Annotated in this window: 21 protein-coding genes, 1 pseudogene and 1 other annotated feature; of the genes and pseudogenes, 15 read left to right on the top strand and 7 right to left on the bottom strand. The window is 37.6% G+C overall.

What is annotated here, in order from left to right:
* Positions 1-571: 571 nt before the first annotated feature.
* Together ACHABW_RS07360 and ACHABW_RS07355 are read left to right on the top strand one after the other, a co-directional pair.
* The gene (locus ACHABW_RS07360; protein ID WP_435754716.1) at positions 572-1,753 is read left to right on the top strand and encodes an Alp7A family actin-like protein; all 1,182 of its coding nucleotides are present in this window, start codon (positions 572-574) and stop codon (positions 1,751-1,753) included.
* A gap of 9 nt (positions 1,754-1,762) precedes the next feature.
* Positions 1,763-2,386, top strand: coding sequence for a hypothetical protein (locus tag ACHABW_RS07355; protein ID WP_435754715.1), 624 nt, complete (start codon positions 1,763-1,765; stop codon positions 2,384-2,386).
* A 410-nt stretch (positions 2,387-2,796) separates the two neighbouring features.
* Here ACHABW_RS07355 and ACHABW_RS07350 read toward each other — a convergent pair whose 3' ends face one another.
* Positions 2,797-4,224, bottom strand: coding sequence for an FAD/NAD(P)-binding protein (locus tag ACHABW_RS07350; RefSeq protein ID WP_435754714.1), 1,428 nt, complete (start codon positions 4,222-4,224; stop codon positions 2,797-2,799).
* Between the two features lie 457 nt (positions 4,225-4,681).
* On the bottom strand, positions 4,682-5,320 hold the full coding sequence (locus ACHABW_RS07345) for a YitT family protein (RefSeq protein ID WP_435754712.1): 639 nt from the start codon (positions 5,318-5,320) through the stop codon (positions 4,682-4,684).
* 171 nt (positions 5,321-5,491) lie between these two features.
* Here ACHABW_RS07345 and ACHABW_RS07340 point away from each other — a divergent pair, with 171 nt between their 5' ends.
* The 3 genes from ACHABW_RS07340 to ACHABW_RS07330 all read left to right on the top strand — a co-directional run bounded on the left by ACHABW_RS07340 (position 5,492) and on the right by ACHABW_RS07330 (position 6,584).
* Positions 5,492-5,935: an Lrp/AsnC family transcriptional regulator gene (locus ACHABW_RS07340; protein ID WP_435754711.1), complete on the top strand. Its 444-nt coding sequence runs from the start codon at positions 5,492-5,494 to the stop codon at positions 5,933-5,935.
* Between the two features lie 38 nt (positions 5,936-5,973).
* Positions 5,974-6,162 (top strand): hypothetical protein, encoded by a 189-nt coding sequence (locus ACHABW_RS07335; protein WP_110938126.1) that lies wholly within the window; start codon positions 5,974-5,976, stop codon positions 6,160-6,162.
* A 68-nt stretch (positions 6,163-6,230) separates the two neighbouring features.
* A complete protein-coding gene (locus ACHABW_RS07330; protein WP_110938127.1) occupies positions 6,231-6,584 on the top strand; it encodes a GIY-YIG nuclease family protein in 354 nt (117 codons plus the stop codon).
* Positions 6,585-6,870: 286 nt separating this feature from the next.
* Here ACHABW_RS07330 and ACHABW_RS07325 read toward each other — a convergent pair whose 3' ends face one another.
* A complete protein-coding gene (locus tag ACHABW_RS07325; protein WP_435754709.1) occupies positions 6,871-7,266 on the bottom strand; it encodes a hypothetical protein in 396 nt (131 codons plus the stop codon).
* Positions 7,267-7,970: 704 nt separating this feature from the next.
* On the opposite strand from ACHABW_RS07325, the gene ACHABW_RS07320 reads away from it, so the two are divergent.
* The 5 genes from ACHABW_RS07320 (at position 7,971) to ACHABW_RS07300 (ending at position 12,766) form a co-directional block, all read left to right on the top strand.
* Complete coding sequence (locus ACHABW_RS07320) at positions 7,971-8,969, top strand: methyl-accepting chemotaxis protein (protein ID WP_435754708.1); 999 nt, start codon at positions 7,971-7,973, stop codon at positions 8,967-8,969.
* A 245-nt stretch (positions 8,970-9,214) separates the two neighbouring features.
* On the top strand, positions 9,215-10,237 hold the full coding sequence (locus tag ACHABW_RS07315; RefSeq protein ID WP_435754707.1) for a fatty acid desaturase: 1,023 nt from the start codon (positions 9,215-9,217) through the stop codon (positions 10,235-10,237).
* Positions 10,238-10,389: 152 nt separating this feature from the next.
* Positions 10,390-11,499 carry a sensor histidine kinase gene (locus ACHABW_RS07310; protein WP_435754706.1) on the top strand — a complete coding sequence of 370 codons (1,110 nt, stop codon included), beginning with the start codon at positions 10,390-10,392 and terminating at the stop codon, positions 11,497-11,499.
* A 35-nt stretch (positions 11,500-11,534) separates the two neighbouring features.
* Entirely contained in the window at positions 11,535-12,134 is a 600-nt protein-coding gene (locus tag ACHABW_RS07305; protein ID WP_110938134.1) for a response regulator transcription factor, read from the top strand.
* 131 nt (positions 12,135-12,265) lie between these two features.
* Positions 12,266-12,766, top strand: a complete 501-nt coding sequence (locus tag ACHABW_RS07300) for a ferritin (protein WP_435754705.1) — start codon at positions 12,266-12,268, stop codon at positions 12,764-12,766.
* 97 nt (positions 12,767-12,863) lie between these two features.
* Here ACHABW_RS07300 and ACHABW_RS07295 read toward each other — a convergent pair whose 3' ends face one another.
* Together ACHABW_RS07295 and ACHABW_RS07290 are read right to left on the bottom strand one after the other, a co-directional pair.
* Positions 12,864-14,510, bottom strand: a complete 1,647-nt coding sequence (locus tag ACHABW_RS07295) for a M20/M25/M40 family metallo-hydrolase (protein ID WP_435754704.1) — start codon at positions 14,508-14,510, stop codon at positions 12,864-12,866.
* Positions 14,511-14,640: 130 nt separating this feature from the next.
* Positions 14,641-14,937 (bottom strand): TIGR04104 family putative zinc finger protein, encoded by a 297-nt coding sequence (locus tag ACHABW_RS07290; protein ID WP_183041157.1) that lies wholly within the window; start codon positions 14,935-14,937, stop codon positions 14,641-14,643.
* Between the two features lie 480 nt (positions 14,938-15,417).
* Between ACHABW_RS07290 and ACHABW_RS07285 the strand changes: the two genes are divergently transcribed.
* The 5 genes and pseudogenes from ACHABW_RS07285 to ACHABW_RS07265 all read left to right on the top strand — a co-directional run bounded on the left by ACHABW_RS07285 (position 15,418) and on the right by ACHABW_RS07265 (position 22,922).
* A complete protein-coding gene (locus ACHABW_RS07285) occupies positions 15,418-15,669 on the top strand; it encodes a hypothetical protein (RefSeq protein WP_435754703.1) in 252 nt (83 codons plus the stop codon).
* Positions 15,670-15,786: 117 nt separating this feature from the next.
* Positions 15,787-16,012 (top strand) — a binding site (T-box leader).
* A 72-nt stretch (positions 16,013-16,084) separates the two neighbouring features.
* Positions 16,085-17,767 (top strand): arginine--tRNA ligase, encoded by a 1,683-nt coding sequence (gene argS, locus ACHABW_RS07280; RefSeq protein ID WP_435754702.1) that lies wholly within the window; start codon positions 16,085-16,087, stop codon positions 17,765-17,767.
* Between the two features lie 49 nt (positions 17,768-17,816).
* A complete protein-coding gene (locus ACHABW_RS07275; protein ID WP_435754701.1) occupies positions 17,817-18,602 on the top strand; it encodes a GNAT family N-acetyltransferase in 786 nt (261 codons plus the stop codon).
* Positions 18,603-19,220: 618 nt separating this feature from the next.
* Positions 19,221-21,644, top strand: a pseudogene (locus ACHABW_RS07270) (rhamnogalacturonan lyase); the annotation flags it as partial.
* A gap of 60 nt (positions 21,645-21,704) precedes the next feature.
* Positions 21,705-22,922, top strand: a complete 1,218-nt coding sequence (locus tag ACHABW_RS07265; RefSeq protein ID WP_435754724.1) for a hypothetical protein — start codon at positions 21,705-21,707, stop codon at positions 22,920-22,922.
* 151 nt (positions 22,923-23,073) lie between these two features.
* On the opposite strand, the gene ACHABW_RS07260 is transcribed toward ACHABW_RS07265, so the two are convergent.
* Together ACHABW_RS07260 and ACHABW_RS07255 are read right to left on the bottom strand one after the other, a co-directional pair.
* Positions 23,074-23,880 carry a uroporphyrinogen-III synthase gene (locus ACHABW_RS07260; RefSeq protein ID WP_435754723.1) on the bottom strand — a complete coding sequence of 269 codons (807 nt, stop codon included), beginning with the start codon at positions 23,878-23,880 and terminating at the stop codon, positions 23,074-23,076.
* Positions 23,881-24,006: 126 nt separating this feature from the next.
* On the bottom strand, positions 24,007-24,375 hold the full coding sequence (locus ACHABW_RS07255; RefSeq protein WP_435754700.1) for a DUF3899 domain-containing protein: 369 nt from the start codon (positions 24,373-24,375) through the stop codon (positions 24,007-24,009).
* Positions 24,376-24,455: the final 80 nt, after the last annotated feature.

The following is a 24,455-nucleotide window of genomic DNA, read 5'->3' as shown; positions in this document are numbered from 1 at the left end:
TAAACACCCCTTAAGAAAGGCCTAAATGTGAAAAATAATTCCTCAATTGTAATAAAGGGGGGGGAAGTAAAAAATACTTTAATGGTGTTATGAAACGTTGATTTTCAAAGTTAAAATAAATAAGTGTACTGGAAGAACGATCGAGTATACTTTATTTCGATTGATCTATTTTTTTATTGTCATTCGGTCTAGTCTATTGTGATTATTTATAGTTGTTTGGTTGTTGTCGTTGGAAGTAAAATAATCATTATAGAGAAGCATTTTTCATGATGGGAAGTATATTCTCTATCTATTTTAAGTGCTTATAAATATTAAATTCGCATGTATACAACAGAGTACACAAGAAAACTTTATGTATTCTTTTTGTTTTCGTAATCGTGCACATGTGTACGAAATTGTATACATGCCTTTGTTAAGGTGTTTTCGGAAAGTTATTTTGTATACGTTGATGTATACAATCACGAACGCAACTTTAGGATGATTGAAGAACGAACTCATCTACTATATTATTTAGTGAATGGCAGATATTAGTTATATAATTTTACTAGTAAATGGAGAGGGATGAGAATATATGAGGAAAAGTAGAATTGCAGCAATTGATGTAAATTCTATTAAAGCGTTATTTGGAAAAGCAGAATATGAGCTAAACATGCCTAATGTTATTGCGAGAGATACAGAAGATAGACCAGTAATAGGAATAGAAGAATTGGATGATAAAAATCCACTAGAAGGTGTACATATACGAGTCCACTCACCTGCTTTAAGGGAAAACAATGCTATTTATCGTGTCGGTGACTTAGCAACTAAGAGCGGAAATGCAACTGAATTAGATCAAGGTAGCAGCAAATCTGAGGAAGATCAAACATTAATCATGCTTTTTGCTTCTTTGGCATTAGATGCAGCCAGAGCAGAAAATGAGGATTTGTTTGAAAGAAAAGATAGTGTTATTAATGCTAATTATACGCTAGGTACAGGACTACCTCTTCGTGAGGTAAAAGAAGGAAAGGACGTAGGGTATCGTTCACGTCTTTTAGGATCTGTTCATCAAATTGAATTTTTAGTAACTCCCAAATATCAAGGTATAAAGGTGAATATAAAGTTTGACCATGTGAAGGTTTACCCTGAGGGCTTTGCTGCTTATATTAACTTAGTTATGGATAATGATTTAAATATCATCAACAGAGACTTAGTAGATAAGAGAATTTTAATCCAGGACATTGGTGGGTTAACTACAGATATTGCTGTTATTGAAAATCGGAAGGTAGACGATGATAAAGCTCAAGGGTTTAATATTGGAGTATCTGAATCTTTAGAATCTATCAGAGAAGAAATTAGAACAAAACATGGTGTAGAGCTAGATAGTCGTAGAGATGTAGTCGAAGTAATCACAAAGAAACACGATCGAAATCATATTATGGTCAAAGGTAGTCGGACAAGCGTTCATGATATTACGGATAGAATATTATTAGAAATTGCTAAGAAACAATACCGACATTTACGCAATGTTTGGCAAAAAAATTCCCAAACTGAGATTTGTTATTTTGTAGGTGGAGGGTCCATGGTTTTAAAGGAGTATCTCAAAACGATCAATAATAATTTAGATGGTTACAATATTGATTTTTTTGAAGACGAAAAAGAGAGTATTTGGATGATGGCTAATGCGTATTACAAGTTAATCTCCGCTTTTGATAAAAAGAATAATAAAAAACAAGTAGAAGAAGAGGCAGAGAAAAGAACTGTAAAAAACAAATAGGGTGATTTTATGCTAAAAAAGGGGACTACAAAGATTGAGAGGGGACAGGCGATTACATTTCGCCTACCTTCTGACACACCAGATCATATATTGAGACAATTACAAAAGTTAAAAGAAACTGAGAGAAGAAACTTTTCCAGTGAAATTGCTAAGTTTATTTTAGACGGGGTAAGTAATTCCCTTTCAAAAGAAAGAGAAACAGTGACAATTCCTCTTCCGAGACAATTAACGAAAGAACAGCGTAATTGGTTAAAACATTCACACTCTGAAGCCTTGTTAGGGAGTGTCGTCTACCAGTTATTAGCAGATCCGGTTCGAGCAACTTCTTTTCTAGCGTCTCTTAATAGCAACGCGATAGATATTGATGAGGCGTTATATCTACAAGAGACTAATGTCTCAACGGAAGAATTCAAAACTGGTGACGACCAATCTAATTTTAACCATGAGTTGAAAGAACCTCAGAATCCTGTAACTAATGAAAAAGATGACGTGGAAGATGATTTGATGAACTTTGATTTGACAAAGGCAAGAGAAGAGTATGCATCGTCTTCAGAAGATAGTCAAGAAGAGAAAGTGGAAGAAGAGGATGGAGAAGATTTACTTGGTGATTTTCTAGCACAAATGAACAAGTAAACTATATAACCAAGCATCTTCATAGAACAGTTACAATAGTTTTTAAACAACATGAACACGATGTAAAAGAAGTGTCGAAGAGTGTGTATCAAAAGGTAAAAATGCCTTTTAATACATATGTGTTACATCTTTATTTTATGGTTAAGCAATAGAAATGCCTCATTACCGATGAGGAAGTAACCTAATGCATTGATGAGCTAAGTGAACCAATAGCCAAGTGTATTTCAGCGGATATGGTCTTGTGAAAGCCTACCTAAATGAGGAATAAAACCTCATTTAGGTACACTGCAGAGAACCATATCATAAGTGAAATATAGTAGATAGCTCTTAATTACTACTTAAAACTCCCGTCTCATTTATGTTGGATGAGACGGGAGTTTTTTAGTTCGATAATATCTAGAAGTAACTTACTATGCCTTTAATTTACTCTTTGACCATTCACCATTAAATTCTGTTTCATTATAGGAAAAGAAGTGATGGAGGACCTTATCACGGTCATCTAAAAAAAGTTGATCTGCTACAGCAGAGACGAGTTTTGGTATACCATATCTCATACCTGATAGTGCAGAAGCGGAGATACCACAACTAATTAAAGCAGAGTAATTAAAAGCAAAAAGCCCATGAAGATCTTTTTTTCCCTTCTCATCTTTACTTAAGAAAGCAAAGCCTGGACTTAAATAAGGATGTGCGTCTAGTATGGGGTTTGCCAATTCCCTAGGGGCTTTATAGAAGTCACCCCAACGAGCAATATCACTTTCAACAAGCTTTAACTCCGGACGCAAAGCCGGATCAGTGAGAAGACCAGTACTTATAAGTAAGTAATCAAAGGTGAATCTTCCTTGAGGGGTTGTTATCACTGCCCCCTCTGCTACAGACTCAACTTCAAGCCACGGAGAATTTAAATGCAGATTAAAACCAGACCATGAGGTTGCACGCTCAAAAGTATCATTGGTTGGTGGTTGATTGTGTTTAAAGAAATGGGCGATAGCTGCATATTTATCACCATCTGAAAGGGCATGAAAACGTTCGATCATACCGGAAGCTTCCATTTGACGGATTGGATTAATTCGCGTCATCTCTTTTCTCCGGATAAAAATATGAGCCTCGTCAACACCTTCTGATAAAGCAAAATTAGCGTTATCAAAGGCAGAGGCTCCACCTCCAAGAATACCAATCTTTTTCCCTTTCAGTTTTTGAAAATCAATTGTTTCAGAAGTATGCGCGTAAAGATATTTTGGTAAATTCTCGGCAATCATGGGAGGTATATGCCACTCTCCGCCACCCTGAATACCAGTAGCAAGAATAACTTTACGTGCAAGTAAGGAAGACGAGGGTGCATTAGGTCCTTCAATGGAAAGTCGGTGCAACCCTTCTTCTAAAGGCTCGATAAGATTGAGTTTGATATTATTCAGGACAGGAAGTTGAAGAACCTTTCGATACCAGCGAAGATAGTTCATCCAATCCCCGCGTGGAATCTTATCTACTGCTTCCCAGCCTTTTGCTCCATACTGAGCTTCCCACCATGAACGGAAGGTTAACGAAGGAATACCAAGGTCAACGGAGGTTAGATGTTTCGGTGTTCTTAGCGTTACCATACGGGCATAGGTTTCCCATGGTCCCTCTGAGCCTTCGTTATTTTCATCGATAACAAGAATGTTGGAGACTCGCTCTCGCAAAAGACCAAATGCGGTGCCGAGACCACTTTGACCACCCCCGACGATCACTGCATCGTATACATGTCCCTCAGGGTGATAGAGCATACGGCTCCAATCCTTACCTCCAAAAGCAAGGTAAGAAAGATCAGTTTTCACTCTTTCATTTAAAGCCTTTAAACTCATCATCATCATTCCTTTCAAAATCGTTATTCAAGAAGCGTTAAGTTTTAGAGAATATAAGATGGTGAGTTAAGTTATCAATAATACTTCTATCCTTGCGCATATTTTAGCACTTAGATTAATTGCATGGCATGGTCATTATGGCTAAAACTGCTTATTCTTTTTGAACATAATCACTAGATGGATGCACCAAAATGTTCAAAGGTAGATAGTTGGAATATAAAGATAACAGTAAAAAGCATTTGTAAGCGCTGTTATCTTTATTTTTTGCTCTTTTGCTTTTCTTCTGTGCAGTATTTACATGTGAGATGATTAGACAAGGTTTGTGATGAAGGCTAGACTTTTTACCTTACGAGCTTGGCATTGGGCAGATACTTAGAAGAAAGTAAACCGAAGCGGAATAAGAAAAAGATAAAACGAAGAAGGGACTAATATAATTAGTCCCTTCTTCGTCTATAAATTATGAATTTGCTAAAACGGAAACTTTCGCTGTCGGCGAATACGTTTTGCTTTCCTTCATTGTTTTATTTGGTGAGGCTGTGGCAAAGTTCCCTTTAAAATAGCTGAGTATAGAACTTAAAATAACGATCGATAGGATGGAATACATTCCATTAATAATACCAACTGTAAAAAGACTGATTAATATTACTGAAAAATCGAATGAAAAGCTTACTTTTCCGGGATTAAAGTTGAATTTTTTCTGTAAGAATAATGCTAAAATATGAGCACCTCCAAGTGAAGCGCCAGTAATGAATAAATAAGATACTCCAAGTCCGATGACCACACCTCCCAAGATGGCTCCTAATAGAGAAGGGATAACAAAGTGAGGTAAGAAAATGTCAATGCTTGTCATTAAAGATAAAAATGAAACGGCTAAGATAGTTGATACTGTGAATCTCCAGCCCATCGTTATAAAAGAGAATATATAGAATGGGATATTGATGATAAAAAAGAATAAACTAAAAGGCATATTGAAAATGTACATAAGGCCTAAAGATAAGCCGGCAGTTCCGCCTGTTAAAAGGTCAGAGTGCTGTAAAATAATTACTCCTAAGGCAACCACAAAGGAACCAAATAGGATTTTTAATAGTTTACTCAAAGTTGATTCCTCCAATAGAAAATACTTTAAAAAGCTATAGTATAATGATAGAACACTATTGGAAAAAAAGGTATGCAAAATAGAATGCATTTATTCGTTACATGTAATACAATGAATATATTATCACGTTTTAGCCTTCAATTTGAAATATTGCCTGGGAGTGATTATAAAATGGACCAAATTGATATCGATTTACTTAAATTACTGCAATCAGACTCAAGAATGGCAATTAGTGAATTATCCAAGCATTTAGCATTGAGCAGGCCGAGTGTTTCGGAACGGGTACACCGTTTACAGGAGAGAGGTGTCATTAAGGAATTCAGTGCTCGAGTTTCTCCAGCAGCAGTAGGGCGTGACACGACCTTATTTATACAAATTAGTGAGCTTAAGATTACTCCGCTTGAATTTGAAAGATTAATTAAAGAGGAAACAGATATCATCGAATGCCACCGTGTGACCGGTCAAACGAGTTATTTTATTAAAGCAGCAGTGAGTAAAATTGAGGGACTGGCCCTGTTAGTGGATCGACTTATCCCATATGGTAAGATAAATACATCGGTAGTACTAAGCTCACCAGTATCATACCGACATATATTGCCTCAAGATACGAAATAATAGAAGACTTTTCGGAGTTGAAAGGAGTTAATTGTTTTATGAGGTATATGAAATCGCAAATGAAAAAACTTGTAAAAGAGAATAGAGAATTACAACAACATTTGAAAGACCTTATCGAAGAACATGATCTGGAAAAGACCTATGCACTTAAGGCTCTGTACCATTCAGAAGTTGCTGACGGCGGGAAATATCAAGAATCTTACCAGGCACTTGACCCGAAGAGCTAGTAAAGATCGCAATATAGGTTGATGTATGTTAGTATTTACAGCAATATGACAAGAGGAAGTGAACTTACGTGATAAATATCACCATCCCAACGCCGGACATTACAATTACAAAACAAGATTCTCCAGAAATGAGTAATACTTACGGATTTACTGATTTCCACCTAGTTCCTCGTGATAAGGGCGGAATTCTAATGTTTTTAAATGAGGAAGAAGACTTATTATTTGTTGGAAAAGCGCGGAAATTACGACCAAGATTGAAAAAGCATTTTGAAGATAATGTTTCTCCCATTAAACACCACCGGGACGAAGTGACTAAAATTCTTGTTTGTTTGATTCAAGAGCCTGTCGATCGAGAAATTTACGAAACGTTCATTATTCACGAACTCAAGGCAAAGTACAACGTAGACAAAGTATTTTATTAAGAAAAATAAGCAATAAGTATAGTCCGGGGTGACTACACTTATTGCTTTTTGAATTGCATGCAGCGGAAGCCCTCGCTGTAGCATAAAAGTACACTTTACAAGTCAATTGTTAAGTTGATCGTTTCTGGATATTTTTGGTCAGATGGCAACCTCCTTCCGAGATAAAATAAGTCGCTTAATTCTTTCTGTCTTTGTACATGTATCCCCTCCATTATTCTAAATTTACTTCCATCTATTATAAAGGTTCGTTGAAATTACATGTCATATACTAGGACTTGCATTAATCCTATGGATCGGGCCCTTGCTCTGTTCGCTCTTTAAGGGAAGACCTACTTTCCGTTAACTGGTTGTGCCCAGTATTCAGCATCATATAATCTAACTGTCTTTGCCCAGTACTAAATCGTTGCTGCATTTCAAGAGCGTGCATCATATTACCGGTTTTCCAAGTGAGACCGGCTAAATTTCCATTGTGTATCGTTAAATTCTTTTCGTATAAATTCGGGAACGTATCTTTTAATAGAGAGGCTATGTAGTTTTCTCCCAGATTCGATTCGAAAGTAATAGAAGAACTTAATGACAGTAAGTTCTCTTTTACACTCTTTTCCGTTTGTGCTAATACTACAGTGGAGAATAAAAGTGTAAATGACAGTAGTAGAATAAATGACGGTAACAACATTTTCATAAAAACTTCCTCCTCTAATCTATTAATCTATCTTAGTCTCTATTATAAAAGCTGACTTTTAAAGAGGTTGTCGAACGAACAGGAGGTTGTAAAATAAGTTTTGGACAAATCAGGACAAATAAAATTCATATACTAAGTTTAATTTGGAATGATGACATAGTTAGATGTTCGAATAGGGAGAGAAGAGTCTTATTGCGACGAGAGTTTAAAAACTTTTTTCAAGGAACAAATAAAAAACGAGAGAATTGCTCCCTCGTTTTTTGAACTTACGCTTTTATAAAGACTCTTTAACAACTTTTTTATAATAAAGAACGGAGAGGATTCCGAAGATAGAGTACAAAATGGTGTAAATGCTCATAACAATGATCATCGGTGTCCAAATTTTTGTTCCGAAGAAAAACCAGCCTGATTGAATTTGCAAAGAGGCAGTGTAGCAATCCTATGCGGTAACTTGATCATAAGCGATTTATAGAATCGTCAGAATTCAAATGTTGTATTTGACTTGCCTACTTTTCACCATCGTTAGAAGAGTGTTGAATAATCTATTGAAAACATCAAAATTGAATAGTGTCATTTTGATTAATTTTGTGAACGTGTTCACTATCTTGTAAAACATGTGATATAATACCTAAATATTGTTAATTAAAATGATTAGCATTATCCAATTTCCAGAGCGTTATAGAGATAATCGGGGGGACAAAGTAGTGGACAAGAAAGTAAATAAAAGTTTGAATGTTTCGCTATTAATGAGTGAATTAAAGCAGGAAAATAGTGATATGCAAGGTGTCATGAAAAATATTCAAAGTATATCGAGGAAATCAAATATCTTAGCTTTAAATTCTGGAATTGAAGCCGCTAGAGCTGGAGAAGCTGGTAAAGGCTTTGCAGTTGTCGCAACCGAAATCAAGAAATTTGCCGAGGAAAGTCTTGGTGCTAGTAAGGAAAGTGAAAAAATTATAGGTAATATACGAGATAAAGCGAATGAAATAATTGCTGTAAGAACCGTAGATATTGCCTTTGACACGATTGATAAGATTGACCGGAATTTATTTGAGAGAAATTGTGATGTCCAAGCTTGGGCGACTTTTGATGCTGTGAAGAATTGTCTAATTAGCCCTACACAAGAGAATAAGGAGATCGCACATTCATTTTTGACGAACATATATAGGATTTATGAAGTTTATTTTGATTTGTTAGTCGTTGATATTAATGGGGAGATTATTGTAGCTTCTCAGAATGAAACCGAGGTCGGAAAATGTATGTCCGATCGAGATTGGTTTAAAGAAACTGTTCAGACAAATAAGGTGCACGTGACTGACATGTATCATTCATCCGTTGTTGGTGGATACACAATGGGTTATTCCAGTCCAATCCATAATGACTCGGGTAAAGTCATAGGAGTACTTACTACGAGGTTTAATTGGGATTTTATTTATGATATTATCGATCGTGTAAAGATTGCTGAAGATAGTAAGTTATATGTTATTAATTCTGAAGGATACATCATTGCCTCAAGGGATCGATCAGGTATATTAGAGAAAAAACTTACCGACATGACAGCAGTGAACAATGTTTTGTCAGGTAAGGAAACTCATGGATATGTGATTGAAAACAATCAAATACACGCTTATTGTTTAACGAATGGATACAATGCTTATAAAGGAAAAGGATGGACAGTGATTGTTATCGAATCAATCGCGTAAATAAATAGATAGGATAGTTGAATAAACGTTATATATCGTATTGAACAGTCTTTTTTGGAGAAATATCGGAATAAGTCTAGCGAAAGCCTACGATAAATTCAAGTATATATGACATATGTCATACCCTTGTTTTGACGTTTATGACTTAACTAGGGCATATAAATCCTTTATTCTTATAAAGTAAGATTAATCCTGAATATAGACATTCGAATTTCAGGAGTCTCATACAAGGAGGAAATGCTGTAATGAGTAATTCAAATATTGCTAAATTAAAAAAAGAAATGGCTCCATATGAAAAAAATGACACAAGAGCAAGTGTCAAACAAGTAATTAATACGCTAGTTCCTTTAGTTATCCTATGGTATTCAGCATATTTAAGTATATCTGTATCCTATTGGCTGACTATTCCTTTCTTAATCGCCACAGCTGGCTTTTTGGTTAGAACGTTTATTATTTTTCATGATTGTTGTCACCAATCGTTTTTCAAGAATAAGAAGGCAAATGAAATAGTGGGTACGATAACGGGGATATTAACTTTAGTTCCTTATCAACAATGGAAAAACAGTCACAATACGCACCACGCAACAAGCAGTAACCTTGATAAAAGAGGTACTGGTGATATGTGGCTCCTTACCGTTGATGAATATAAAGATGCTTCTATTGGGACAAAAATCGGTTATAGAATTTACCGTAATCCTATCGTTATGCTGGGAATTGGTCCACTTGCGGTTTTCGCCTTCCAATACCGTTTCAATACTAAAAAGGCGAGACGTAAAGAGAGAATCAATCTGTATGTAACTAATTTCTCTATTGTTGCTCTTTATGCAATTTTAAGTTTGTTAGTAGGTTGGCAGACATTTGTTATGCTTCAGCTTCCTATGCTATTAATATCAGGAATGATGGGTATTTGGTTATTTTATGTTCAACATCAATTTGAAGATTCTTATTTTGAACATAGTGATGAGTGGAGTTATGTACAGGCAGCAGTAGAAGGAAGTTCGTATTATAAACTTCCGAAAGTATTACAATGGATCACAGGAAACATTGGTTTTCATCACGTGCACCACTTAAGCCCTAGAGTTCCTAACTATAATTTGGAGAAGGCTCATGAATCATCACAGCCACTTCAGAAAGCTACAACAATCACAATAGCAACAAGTTTCAAATCACTTCGATATCGTTTATGGGACGAAAACGCGAAAAAATTCGTTACGTTTGGAGAAGCTAAAAGAATAATAAAGCTTGAAAATGATTTAGTGAAAAATTAACGAATAAAGAGATTAAGGAAACTTTCCTTGTATATAAAAAATAACAAAACTAAACATGCTTTGCCACGTTAGCACCTGGGTAAACCCCCAGGTGCTAACATGTGGTACAATACACATAAATTCAAGAAAATCCATGGAAAAGAGGGAAGGACTTGAAAAATTGGAACCAAAAGTTTCGTAAGAATACAGGGCTTAGTCCATACGTATGGATCGTCTTTTACATCCTTCCTTTTTACTTCATAGTGCAAGATTCCTCCACACTACAAATTGTTATTGGAATTACAATGGTCGTCGGTTTTTTTATTTGCTATGTTCTGTCATTTGCGTCACATGGCTGGATTATATACTTAGGTGCGAGTTTACAAATTGCAATAGCAACGGCTATGACACTGTTGTTTGGCTATATATATTTTTTCCTTTTCCTAGCTTTCTTTATTGGCAATCTCAGAAATCGGGGGGCCTTTTTTACGTTATACACGATCCTTCTTATTAGCACATTTGGAACAAGTTATTATGGATTTATCGCCCATAGTGTGTTTATAACACAACTACCCTTTGTATTTCTCAGTATAGTTGCTGTTATTCTTCTTCCGGTAAGTACGTATAACAAAAATAAAGAGGAGCGACTTCAAGGCCAATTGGAGGATGCAAACAAGCGTATATCTGAACTCGTTAAGTTAGAAGAACGTCAGCGAATTTCCAGAGATCTTCACGATACTCTGGGTCAGAAACTTTCATTAATTGGGCTAAAGAGTGATTTGGCAGCAAAACTTATTAGCAAAAATCCGTATCAAGCCAGGACTGAGATTAAAGATGTTCAAAATACTGCAAGAATTGCTCTCAAAGAAGTAAGAGAACTAGTCACAGAGATGAGAGGTACGAGGTTAGAAGATGAGATACCTCGTGTACAGCAAATATTACAGGCAGCAAATATTGACTTCCATTTCAAGGGGTCTTTGGAACTTCCGAACACTTCTCTTATTGCGGAGAATGTCGTGAGTATGTGTGTAAAAGAAGCGGTAACTAATATAGTGAAGCATAGCGGGGCCACAAATTGCTCTATCATTATCGAATCAGAAGACAGGGATCTTGCGGTGAAAATAAAAGATAATGGGATTGGAATAGACACTTCAAAAAGTCGAGCAAAAAAAAGTGGTGTAAAAGGAATGAAGGAAAGATTAGAATTTGTTAACGGTAATTTGGAAATCTATGCAGAGAACGGTACCACAGTTGTGATTAATGTACCTGGTGACTATAAGTAAAGGCTAAGCAAAAAAAGAAGAGGGTGAGAAAAAGTATGATACGAATTGTTATTGCGGAGGATCAAAAGATGCTGCTCGGAGCGCTGGCTGCTTTACTCGATTTAGAAGAAGACATGAGTGTAGTTGGAAGTGCAAGTAATGGGGAAGATGCTGTGAATCTCGTTTATAAACATGATCCAGACGTATGCATCATGGATATTGAGATGCCTAAAAGGACTGGACTTGATGCAGCGGAAGAATTAAAAGAACTGGACTGCAAAGTCATTATTCTCACTACATTTGCCCGCTCTGGTTATTTTCAGCGTGCTGTGAAAGCAGGGGTAAACGGTTATATGCTAAAGGATAATCCGAGTGAGGAATTGGCTAATGCAATCCGAAGTGTGATGGATGGGCGGCGAATTTATGCTCCGGAACTGGTGGATGAATTCTATAGTCCACAAAACCCCTTAACTGACCGGGAAAATGATGTTCTTGCATTAATGGCAGCTGGTAAAAGTACCAAAGACATAGCGGACGAGCTCCATCTTACTAATGGGACAGTTCGTAACTACATTTCTTCTATCCTTGAAAAATTAGAAGTCACGAATCGAATCGAAGCAATAACACGATTTAAGGAGAAAGGTTGGTCTAAGTGAGAAGCTAGAGATAAATTTTCCCATAAGACTGCATACCATTTCACTAACTCATTTTCGAATTATATGTTAGCCTTAAAAGAAGGAAAATAATAAATAAGAACAAAAAATTGTGAAAAGGTCAGGTGAAGAAGATGATAAGTAAAGACTTAGTTAAAGGATTAAACGATCAAATGAATTATGAATTTTATTCTGCACATGTATATCTTGCTACAGCTGCTTATTGTTCCAACGAAAGCTTTGATGGATTTGCCAGCTTCTTTCTAACACAAGCGGAAGAGGAACGTTTTCATGCGATGAAATTCTATCATTTTATCAATGACATGGGGGAAAAGGCCGAAGTAGCTAGCTTGCCTACTCCAAACAACAACTTTTCTTCGATACTCGAAACTTTTGAAAAATCACTTGAGCATGAAAAAGAAGTAACGAAGCAGATTTATAAGCTTTCTGACTTAGCATTGGATCAACGGGAGCATGCAACAATGACATTCTTAAACTGGTTCGTTGAAGAGCAGGTTGAGGAAGAGGCGACTTTTGATAACCTCATTCAAAAGCTGAAACGTATTAACGATGATAGTAATGCATTCTTTATGCTTGAAGATGAGCTAGGAAAGCGAAAATTCACTGCAGAATAAATAACTAGTAAAGCAAACGGAAAGGTCTATTAAAAGGACCTTTCCGTTTTTTCTATGAAACTTACTATTAAAAATATGTTTCATAAACTTTGCTATGTTATTCTACGGACCGCATCTCTATATCGGCTTTGGTACCACTTTGTTTGCCCATCATACTCTTTAACAATTCTTTTAATATAGATGGCGTGTGAACAAACGCACTTTTCCGATGTAATCGTTCCGTTCGCTGGTGAGGATCTTTTCCGAAGGGACCTACATTCAATACAGGAGCTTGCAGTTGTTTCATTTCTTCAAAAGGAATGGAATAGGTTGTACCCCAAACAGGTGTATTTTCCTTATAGGTTGCTAATTCTCCTCCACTATCTGTATAACGGAGGTAGCTTAAGTCACAAATCCCATTAAAATAATGAATATGACCAAGATTAGCATGATGAGAAGCAGCTGTAGCTTTAATAACTTTTACGGCATCTGCAATCCCAGAATCCTCGGATGAATTCACAGCCGGGTAATATGGGGGGGCAAACAAAATTACCATTGCCGGAGCTAATTCCGGACATTGAATCATTAACTCATCTGCAATTCCAAGCGACTTTTCACGGTCATCTAAAAGTGTGTTATCTGTGAAGGCTTCGATTAATTTCTCCACAGTAGCTTCCCCGAACTTATGATTAGCGTGCTTTAAAAGTTCCTCATAACGAATTACCCTCACTTCTCCCACACCAGAAATGTTTTCTCTTCTACAAATCTCTTGATAGGAGATATTGCACTTGCTAGCAGCGTCCAGGGCAGCTTCTTCAAATAAATCAAATATTTCGTCTGCATTACGTTTCATGAGAAAAACATTGTAAAGTGCGGAAGCTCGGTATGGAGTTTGTGTAGAATATTCAAGCTTCAAGTCTTTTTGATGAAGCGATACAGGAAGTGGTGATGTTTCACCTAGGTCATGTTCCCGAAACATCGCATTCCATTCCATTTGCTGAGTCATAAAGGAAGCAATATAATTGGCTGTCATTCCACTCAATGGCTCACCTACATGAGTTTCTTTCCCGAAAAAAAGAGCGGCTGGCATAATCTTTCCCATCGTTCCTGTATAGATATAATGCGTTTCGTCACCGGGGTGCTGGGTGAAAGAAGGCTCACTATTTAGAAACAGCGAATACTCCAAATCATGCTCCTCTTGAAGGTGTAACAGTTCAGGAATTGCGATGCGCATACCTGCAGAGTTAACTTCTTCATCCGGGACCGTTAGAAGTAATAGGTTGATCGGCCATTCCTCAATACTCGCTTGTTCGATAAGGGTCATATGAGTGGCGAGCCCCATTTTCATATCCATTGTTCCACGACCAAACAAATAGTCTCCCGATTCAAGGTCGATCCGTGCTGATTCAGGAAGCGTATGTTTTCGATCATGAAGTTTTAAGGTAAGTTCTTCCGGATGAAATGCAAATGGCTCTAATTCACCGTATTCTTCGGTTTGCACTGTATCAAAATGACTGATTAAAACGACTGTCTTTACAGCTTTTGGGTGTTTATATAATGCGGTTAAAAGCTTTCTGCCAAAATCAACATCATGAAGGGAAATTTGATGGGGATTATTTTTAAAATAAGATAACTTTTTAATTTTTTCTTGCAGCTTAATGGGAAACTCTCGTTCACCTGGTGTGAAGGTTCGACTCTCCCAGCTCACAAGCTCGCATAGCAATTTACGTAAGTCTTCGGGTGTATTCCATAACATCTTAGCCATGCTTTAACCTCCTCTTATTAAAATATGCATCTTCCTTATTCATGGGATAATCATAACACCTAAATCATTAAAATCGGAGAGGTAAACAGCTTAATCACTATCTCCTGTTACCGGATAAGTACCCCAAAATTCAAAATACGCCCTCATTTTTATCGGTGAACTCATATGTAAAGGGGCTAATAACCAAGGCAATTAACAGTAGAAGTAACCCTAGTAAAAGAACATTCATTAAAGAGATATGAAAGATATTTAATAGCACCAGCATTAACGTTGCTAACGCGGGGCCGATCCATACTATTTTTCGTTTTTTTCGAGAAGTATTATATTGTTTTGCTCCACAGGATGGGCATTGTTTGGTTCCAGTCATAAATAATAGTTGGATCCATTTAAACGAGTATTGACACGACCAACAGGTAGGTAAATTCAAAATATAACCTCCATCTTTCTGAAAATGAAGGTACTGAAAAAGTTAAGTTTTACTTATTCAGTACCTTTGAGCGTTAGTTCGAAAGGCTTATTTGCCTCACGAAAGCGATTGGTAATTCTTCCAAACAAAAAACTTATTCAGCATCATTGCACCGGTTCGGGAAAAGAAGGGCACTTAGAATGATTGATGCTGAAACTAAAGCCATGTACTTTTTCATTTCTACACCCCCATTTTTCTCTCATTAGTAATCACAGTCAGTCTATTCATTTTAACATAAGGACTAATAACTAAGAGATATACCTCCTCCTTTTTCTATTATCACCTGTACTTACTTTATAGAGGAAAAATGACGAAGCGTTAATTGGAATGTATCGCATATAAGACAGTGAGGGAAAAATAACTAATAGCAACGCAACATTCCTGATTTTGTTACACGTGGAACATTTCCGTTATATGTAAATGCGAAAAGGGGGAAGATGTATGACCATCCAGGAACTTTATAATGAAGCTAAAGTGGAGGAATTCAAAAGTTTAATCTATCTAATTGAGTGGCTTGTATTTGAAAAAAAGGTTGTCTCATTGGAAAGCAATGCAAATAATATTGAATACATTATTGAAAAGTATAAAGGTCAGTTGAACGCGTATCTAATCGATTACAAAACAAAGGTTGAAGGTGCGGCAAGTGGACTGCAATTTTCAGAACCTAAAATTGATGATCTATCAGTGCAATAAATTAATAGCGACAGAGAACTGAAATATAGGGATAAATCATTTAAATGGATATAGAGATCTTGATTTTTTAAATTATCGTGGTAAGATTTAAAATAATATTCGAATGAAATTAATACAGACATATCAGTGACAAAGAGAGTAGTGATTTGTAAGGGAACAGCGAGTCGGGGACGGTGTAAGCCTGATACTTAGCGAATCATGAAGCGCACTTTGGAGATGCTTTCTTGAAAACAAAAGTAGGGAAAAGCCGGGGAGGACCTCGTTATCAACGCCAAGTGGTTTCTATAGGATAGAAACAATCAGAGTGGTACCGCGGGATAAATTTATAGCTCTCGTCTCTTTATCGTTAAAGAGGCGGGAGTTTTTTGTGTCTTTCTGCCTCGGGAAAATTTAAAATCTACGAGGAGGATTCACGGTGAAAATCAAAAAAGATGTTGTAGAGATAGTTTTTAATAGTTTAGAGGGTCAGCTAAGCCGCGAGCAGATTGAGCATATGCTTGAAAAGCCGCAATATGATTATATGGGTGATCTGGCGTTCCCTTGTTTTACTCTTGCAAAGCTGTTCAGACAATCACCTCAAAGTATCGCAAGCGATATTGCCAGTAAAATCACGAATCCATTGGTGGAGAAAGTAGAAGCGGTAAGTGGTTATGTGAATGTATTTTTGAAGAGAGATAAAGTGACTAACGAAGTGATCAATGAGGTGAATCGATCTGCTCAAGAGTATGGGAATCTAGATATAGGCCGGGGAGAGGTAGTCACCCTCGATTTTTCCTCTCCAAACATCGCAAAGCCCTTTTCAATGGGACATTTGCGCTCGACCGTGATCGGAAACTCACTGGCACTAGTCGCTGAAAAGTGCGGATACAAAACGGTAAAGATCAACCATATTGGAGACTGGGGAACGCAATTCGGAAAATTAATTGTTGCCTACCGATTATGGGGGAAGGAAGACACCGTAAGGCAGGACCCTATTAAGGAGTTGTTAAAACTATACGTTCACTTTCATGAGAAAGCGGAGCACGATCCCTCTTTAAATGATCAAGCCCGGGAATGGTTTAAGAAGTTAGAAGAAGGCAATGAGGAAGCAAGGTCGTTGTGGACGTGGTTCAGGGAAGAATCATTACAAGAGTTTTCGAAGATTTATAAGAAACTGGGAATCACGTTTGACTCTTATCATGGGGAAGCATTTTACAATGACAAGATGCAAAGAATTGTCGATCTTTTGGAAGAAAAAAAGATGCTTGAACAATCTGAAGGTGCGCATGTTGTTCCGTTAGAGGATTTGCCGCCGTGTCTGATCAGGAAACGAGACGGCTCAACTCTTTATGCGACAAGAGATTTAGCGGCGGCTCTCTACCGGCAGGAAAATTATCATTTTAAAAAATCTTTATATGTAGTCGGAAATGAACAGAGCCTTCATTTCCAACAGCTATTTACTGTATTGAAGAAAATGGGCTATGAATGGCAGAAAGGCATGGAACACATATCCTTTGGGATGATGCTGAAGGACGGCAAAAAAATGTCGACACGAAAAGGGAAAATTGTATTATTAGAAGAAGTCATCCAAGAGGCAATTTCGCTTGCTATGAAAAATATTAATGAAAAGAATCCTCAGCTTGAAGCGAAGGAAGAGGTGGCTCGTCATGTCGGTACAGGAGCGATTATCTTTCATGACTTGAAGCATCATCGAAGCAATGATATTGAATTTTCACTGGAGGACATGCTGAGATTCGAAGGTGAGACTGGACCATATGTGCAATATACCCATGCCCGAGCATCCTCCCTTTTAATAAAAGGTCAATTCGAAAAAGAAAGTGAATATGCAGGGAGCGATGACAAGCAAGCATGGTCCGTTGTGACACTATTAATGTATTTTCCAGACGTGATCAAACGAGCTTCGGAAAACTCGGATCCATCACAAATTGCCAAATACGTTGTTGAACTGTCACGAGCGTTTAATCAGTATTACGGGTCTGTAAGGATGTTGGATGACGCTAGTAAACGACAAGCTAGGTTATCCCTTGTGTATTCGGTTAAAACTGTTTTAAAAGAAGGGTTGAGATTACTAGGGCTGCAAGCACCCGAAAAAATGTAAGGTAGTAATAACTTAATAAATATTCGCCTAAAGAAGAGGTGATCCTTGAATGGTTAAATTGAAAAAGGAAGACTATCCAATGGTGAAAAACGTTCTCGAAGAAAATTCAGCAACGGTACCGACCTTTGCTGATGCAATTGTAGATGGTTTCATTGAAGGAAATATTTACACGGATGACAAGGTTGACCCACGCTCGTTAGTAGTAGAAACACGTAATGGAAAATATTTTGTGTGCGGAGAGCAGAGTCATTCGTGTATACAAGTCTTTAAGAAGTTAATTGACGAAAAAAACGAAGAAAGTCTGATGATTTTTTCTGGTAATGCAGCTTGGGATACTTATATTGAGAACATCCTGCACAAGACTACCATAGTGAAAACCACCAGAACTTGGTTTATTTTTAATGCGGAGAGATTCTATGAAATGAAAGATACTGTTCCAGCCATACAGACAGAAGTAAAATCGATAACGAGAGACTTAATGAATATGAGTGAAAAGTATAGAGACAGTTACTATAAAAGTAATTGGGGAAATGTCGACTCCTTTTTCACTTGGGGAATTGGAGTCTGTGCGTTACACAACGATATACTAGTGGGTGAATGCATATCCATCTATAGAAGTAATCGAAAAGCGGAAATTGATATATTTACAGAGGATGATTTCAGGGGATACGGACTGGGATTCTTATTAGCAAAACATTTCATCGCTACATGTCTCGATGAAAATATCATCCCGACTTGGGACTGTAATGTAATAAATAAAGCTTCTGTAAGACTTGCAGAAAAAGTAGGTTTTGATAGAGGCCCGGTATATAGCCATTATGAGATAGTGAGATAGTTGTATTTTTTTATACTATAGAGAACAGATTAACTCGGTAGAAGGTATTTAGTAGTATGCTAAATACCTTCTATTAATGTGTGTATTACTTTTCAATAGTTTTTAGTTGTTTTTAGTATTTTAAAAATTCGGACTTGTTTGTATACTTAACACACCTCAAGAATATCATAACCTCCCCTACAACCATGAGACTTCCATAAGTAACTAAGTAAATGTAAGCGCTTTAAAGTTAAGTGTGGCAAAGAAATTCAATCTTATTTTCCAAAGGAGGCGGGGTTTAGAAAAAGTGATCAAATATAGTGCGTTACTTGGACACATTTTTAAAATATGAGGAGGAGTAAAATGTATAGGAAGAAAAGTATATCTATTTTCATGATTTTTATGATGCTATTTTCAGTGTTATCGAGTATTAGTATTTCAGGAAGTGAAGTATCTGCAGAAGAGGCTGAGGTTGTTACAGGATTGAATGTAACTGGAGTGACAGAGTCGACCGTTTCTCTTAGCTGGACCAATTACGAGGGAGCCGGTGAGTACGTTGTTTATTGGGCCGATAAAAACGTGGAAAACGTTCAGTACCAAAAGGTAGCAACAGTAACTGATGCGACTTATACCTTTGAAATGTCTACTCATATTCCGCATTATTTCAAGGTAGCCGCTGTTGTTGGCGATACAGAAGAAGCTGTATCCACAACGGTAAAGTCTGAGACGGAAAAAGAGTTTACTATTCAATTAGAAGACCTTGATAGAGGATTGCTTGCAACAACAACCTCTGAAGGAGTTTTTCTTAGCTGGAGACTCTTGTCAGATGAAGTAACAGGATATTCTGATTATGGTCAAAGAGGAACAGATTTCAATGTTTATCGAGATGGAGAACTCTTGGATACCGTGGAGACGAGCACAAACTATTTAGATAAAGATGGAACAGGTGCCTCTGAATATTACGTAACTGCAGTAGTAGATGGGGAAGAAACGAGCGATGTAAGTGATATAGCAATGCCATGGGAGGATTCCTATTATGATTTAGAGTTACAAACGCCAGCAGATGGTGTGACTCCAGCTGGGGATTCTTATACTTATAGTGCTAATGATATGAGTGTGGGTGATGTAACAGGTGATGGTAAATATGAATTTATCGTAAAATGGGATCCATCAAATTCTAAGGATGTCTCGCAAGTAGGATATACAGGTAATACGTATATTGATACGTATAAGTTTGATGGGACACTTTTGCACAGAATGGACCTTGGTGTAAATATCCGTTCAGGTGCACATTACACTCAGTTTTTAGTTTATGATTTTGATGGTAATGGAAAAGCAGAAATTATGTTTAAGACTGCTCCTGGCACTAAAGTGATGAACTTCGATGAAAATGGAGAGATTGAGTCAGAAGAGTATATTACTATGCCGGATGAGGACATTGATGCTGGATACAGCAACGAAGATGATTACCGGAAAAATGCGGATGATTATTATGATCATCTCGTTAATGTATTTATGAATTGGCACGAGCATGAAGAAGTTACTGCCGGTAATTGGCCTGAAACACTGGAAGAGGCTTTGGGCACAGATGTGGAGTATGACTACCCGCTTTCTAGAGAGGATGCCGAAAGTTTAGTTGATTATTTCATGGATGTTTATGCACCTAGCCGAAGTAGTAACAATGACTTACGTAATTTCGAAGGCTTTATTTTGGATGGGCCTGAATACTTAACTATTTTTAACGGTGAAACAGGTGCTGAATTGGAGACGATTCAGTACGAACCTGCTCGCGGTGATGATGGCCTAATGTGGGGAGATTATGCCTATAGTAGAATTGAGCCCGGCAATCGTGTAGACCGTTTCAATGCTGGGGTAGCTTATCTCGATGGGGAGAACCCATCTGCAGTTTTCAATCGTGGCTATTATACTAGGGCGACCTTCGCTGCTTATGATTGGGATGGGGAAAATCTGCAAGAGGTATGGGTTGCCGATAGTGGGCACGTGCCGATGAACAATCCTTTCAATGATACTCCTCACGGAGCAGCTGGCTCAAATGAGGATTTTGCAAGGTTAGCAGGTCAAGGAAATCATCAAATTAGTACAGCTGATGTTGATGGAGATGGAAAGCATGAGATTATCCATGGTGGTGCAACACTTGATCATGATGGAACATTGTTATATAGCTCAATGGCAGACCTTCCTGAAGGAAGTGGAGCACCTGGAGAGAATGTCATTTTTGGTCACGGAGATGCGCTACATGTTTCGGATATTAATCCCGATAGACCAGGGTTAGAGATTTGGTCTGTTTTCGAAGCTTCTGCTTGGGCGCCATATGGTAAAGCGCTACGTGATGCCGCTACAGGGGAAGTAATACATGGAGAGTATACTGGCAATGATGAAGGGCGCGGCATGATCGGTGATGTTGTCCGGGGAGAACGAGGTTTGGAAACATGGAACCGTAATTTAAAGGCTGCTGATGGAAAAGTAATTAGCTCCAATACCCCTGGAACAAATATGAACATCAAATGGGATTCGGATATGACAACTGAACTTATCAATGGTTCAGGAAATGCGACACCGACAATTGATGATTGGGAGAATGGTAGACTATTAACTGCTGATGGGACTAGGACCAACAACGGGACAAAAGGTAATCCTTCATTAGTAGCGGATGTGTTTGGTGATTGGAGAGAAGAGCTTCTTGTTCGTACTGAGGATAGCTCCGCAATTCGTATTTACACAAATACAGAAGTTACTGATCGTAAAATGTATACATTAATGCATGACATTCAATACAGAACGGGGATTGCATGGCAAAACGGCAGTTATAATCAGCCTGCGTATCCAAGCTTTTATTTTGCATCAGATATTGATTGGGATTTCGTTCCGGTTCCTAATTACTCTGGTGAACTAGAGTTTATTGAAGAAGAAGGACCAGAAATTGATGTGAGTGAAATAGAAGATTTAATTGCAGAAGCAAAAGAGATATCAAATGAAAATAATTCCTACACAGAAATGTCTTATCAAACGTTGCAAGAAGCTATTACCGAAGCGGAGGAAGAACTTGAACAAATAATCTATCAGTACCAAGTTAGTAGTGTGGTGAGAAACTTACAGGTTGCTATGGACGGGTTAGAAGAAATTGTTGATTTAGGTCCTGGTTGGAGATTTGACTTTGGATCCTCGACGAGCCCATTAGCAAATGGGTACACAAAAATTACCGATAACATGGTTTATGACGAAGAAACAGGATATGGTTTTGCTGAAGCGGCAGACGGGAACCGAGACCAAGGTGAACCCGATGATTTAAGAAGAGATTTCATCTTGGCTAATGGCAGTGAATTAATGGTCGATGTACCTGATGGAGAGTACGACGTAAAAATTATTACGGGCGCACAAACAGATAGTAATGATACGACATTTTCTCTTGAGGATGAAGACGCTCAAGGAGGTACACGAACAGAAGCCGGTGAATTTGCAGAATATAAAGATACGGTTACAGTGTCTGATGGACAATTAAATATCGGGTTTACAGGCTCATGGGCTCGTGTAAATGGAATTGAAATTGTTGCAGTAGAAGACTTCAACGTGAAATTCGACTTTGGTTCGAAGGGAAGTCCAACAGCGTATGGTTATGAGCAGGTAGCAAATAGCTTGCTTTATGATAGTGAAAAGGGCTTTGGACTGAATAAAGCTGTAGCAGAACGAGACCGAGGTGGACCTGATGATGTAAGAAGAGATTTCGTGATTGATGGTGATTACGATTTTACCGTCGACCTTCGCGATGGAGATTATCTTCTTCATATTATTGCGGGTGATTATATCGCCTCTAATACTTCGACCTTTTCTGTCGATGGGGAAAGTATTGGGAGTATTGCCTCCGGATCCGGAGAATTTGGAGAATTAACAGAACAGGTGACAGTGACGGATGGACAGTTAACCCTTAATATTGGGGAACGAATCAATGGTCTTGAAATTTACTATGTACCTGAAGATGAAGTGAGTGTAGATGTAACGGAGCTTGAAGGACTCATTGAAGAAGCAAAAGCTATTTCTAATGAAGAGAAAACTTTCACAGACAGCTCATACGCATCGCTACTAGAAGCTATTGAAGCGGCAGAAGCAGCGCTTGAGGCGATTACGACGGAAGAACAGTTACAGGTTGAAATTGCGTCATTACAAAAAGCGATGGACGAGTTAGAAGAGGTACCTGAACCGGAGCATCCAGGGAAAGGTCATAAGGACAATCCAGGCAAAGGACCATTAAACAATCCTGGTAAAGGGCCAATGGATAACCTAGGTAAAGGGCCAGTAAATAATCCAAGAAAGAATAAGAATTAAAAGTAAAAAACAATGGAACAAACGAGCGGCGGTAATGTGAACATTTACCTTGTAAATGTTATCTAATTAAGAAAGAAAGCCCTGTGCGAATTTCGCTCAGGGCTTTCTTGTACTATATTACTCATATTTTACTAATATTTAGTTTCATTCACTATTTCTCGTAATAGCGACTAAGTTCCTTAATCATTGCGCCCATTCTTTCTAATTCGGGTTGGACCATACGCTCGATTCCTTCATCCCGTAAAGCTTCAGCAGTCACTTTTCCAACCGCAACTGCGAGTATATTATCGCCGAAAGCATCTAGTATTTCTTTAGTATAGCCTTTCTCTGTCACGTATTTGAAGAGTGATCTAACTTGAATAGCAGCTGTGAAACAGACGGCATTGACTTTTGATTGCATCACTTCCTGGCAAAATAACTCGACCGTATCCAGGTCAGGATCAATATGTTTATAAGGGAGAATCTGCATGACTGTCGCTCCGGCTTCCTCTAAATAGGTTACAAGAGATGGGGCATTTTCGCCGTGGAGCTGGACCATGACTCTTTTTCCTTTGAAGTCAAATTGCTTCAATGACTGAATTAGGCCATTAATTGTCCCGTCGTCATCTTTTGCAAGTGGACTTACTCCAATTTTTTTCAAGGCAGCAAACGTTTTGTATCCTCTTGCTCCTACATCCGTATCTTTCATCATCTGCAAAAATTGATCCCTTATTTCCATTTCTTCTGCTAAATCGAGGAGCGTATTCGCACCCATACCAGTCGTGAAAATCATCCAGTCAAATTTCTCTTGAAGAGCTCTTTCAAGATCTTCCTTCACTTGTTTGTCATTTAAAAATACAGTTCCTTGAAGAGAACGAACGAGAGGAGTACCTTTTTGTTTTTCTATTAGTGTACTCATTTCTTCAGTTTTTCTTGAAGCAGCAAGCACGACTTTTTTGTTTTCTAAACTCATGTGAATCGCGTCCCTTCTATATAGTAGTCTGTGTATTATTATAACCTATATTATCAGAGTCGTCGTTTCCTTTCACAAGAGAGAGTTAGAGTACCGCCAGCACGCCAGCATATAGGAGTAGGCATGTACTTTTTACATGTAGTAGATGAATAATAACCCACTCATTATAAACAACAACACGAGTACTTGAAAAAGAACAAGATTTAGAAAGCGAGAAGAAATTTTAGTAGAAAGTTTTCGTTCATCGGACCACTCACTCTCGAACTCATCATTTAATAACCGTTTTCCCACTCTACTGAACCCATGAATAATCCCGTCTAAGAAACGTCCTTTAATAATGAAGGAAATTAACCAAACGATTAAATAAGCTAAGGCAACGTAGAATAATGCATTAATATAGTGGAGAAGATTAGACGTAGGTGCAAAGACTATAAAAAGGAGAAAACTGAAGAAAAAATTAAGCAACAAAACAATCCACTTATTATAAATAAACGGCAGCATAAATAATGACCTTCCTTTTTTATAAAATATTGTATGAGATATTATATGACATATTATAGCATAATAATGATGAATCCTAG

It is taken from the genome of Salipaludibacillus sp. CF4.18 (assembly GCF_051262595.1).
Lineage (GTDB): Bacteria > Bacillota > Bacilli > Bacillales > Salisediminibacteriaceae > Salipaludibacillus > Salipaludibacillus neizhouensis.
Note: the sequence above shows the minus strand (reverse complement) of the source record. Positions and strands in the feature narration are given on the sequence as shown.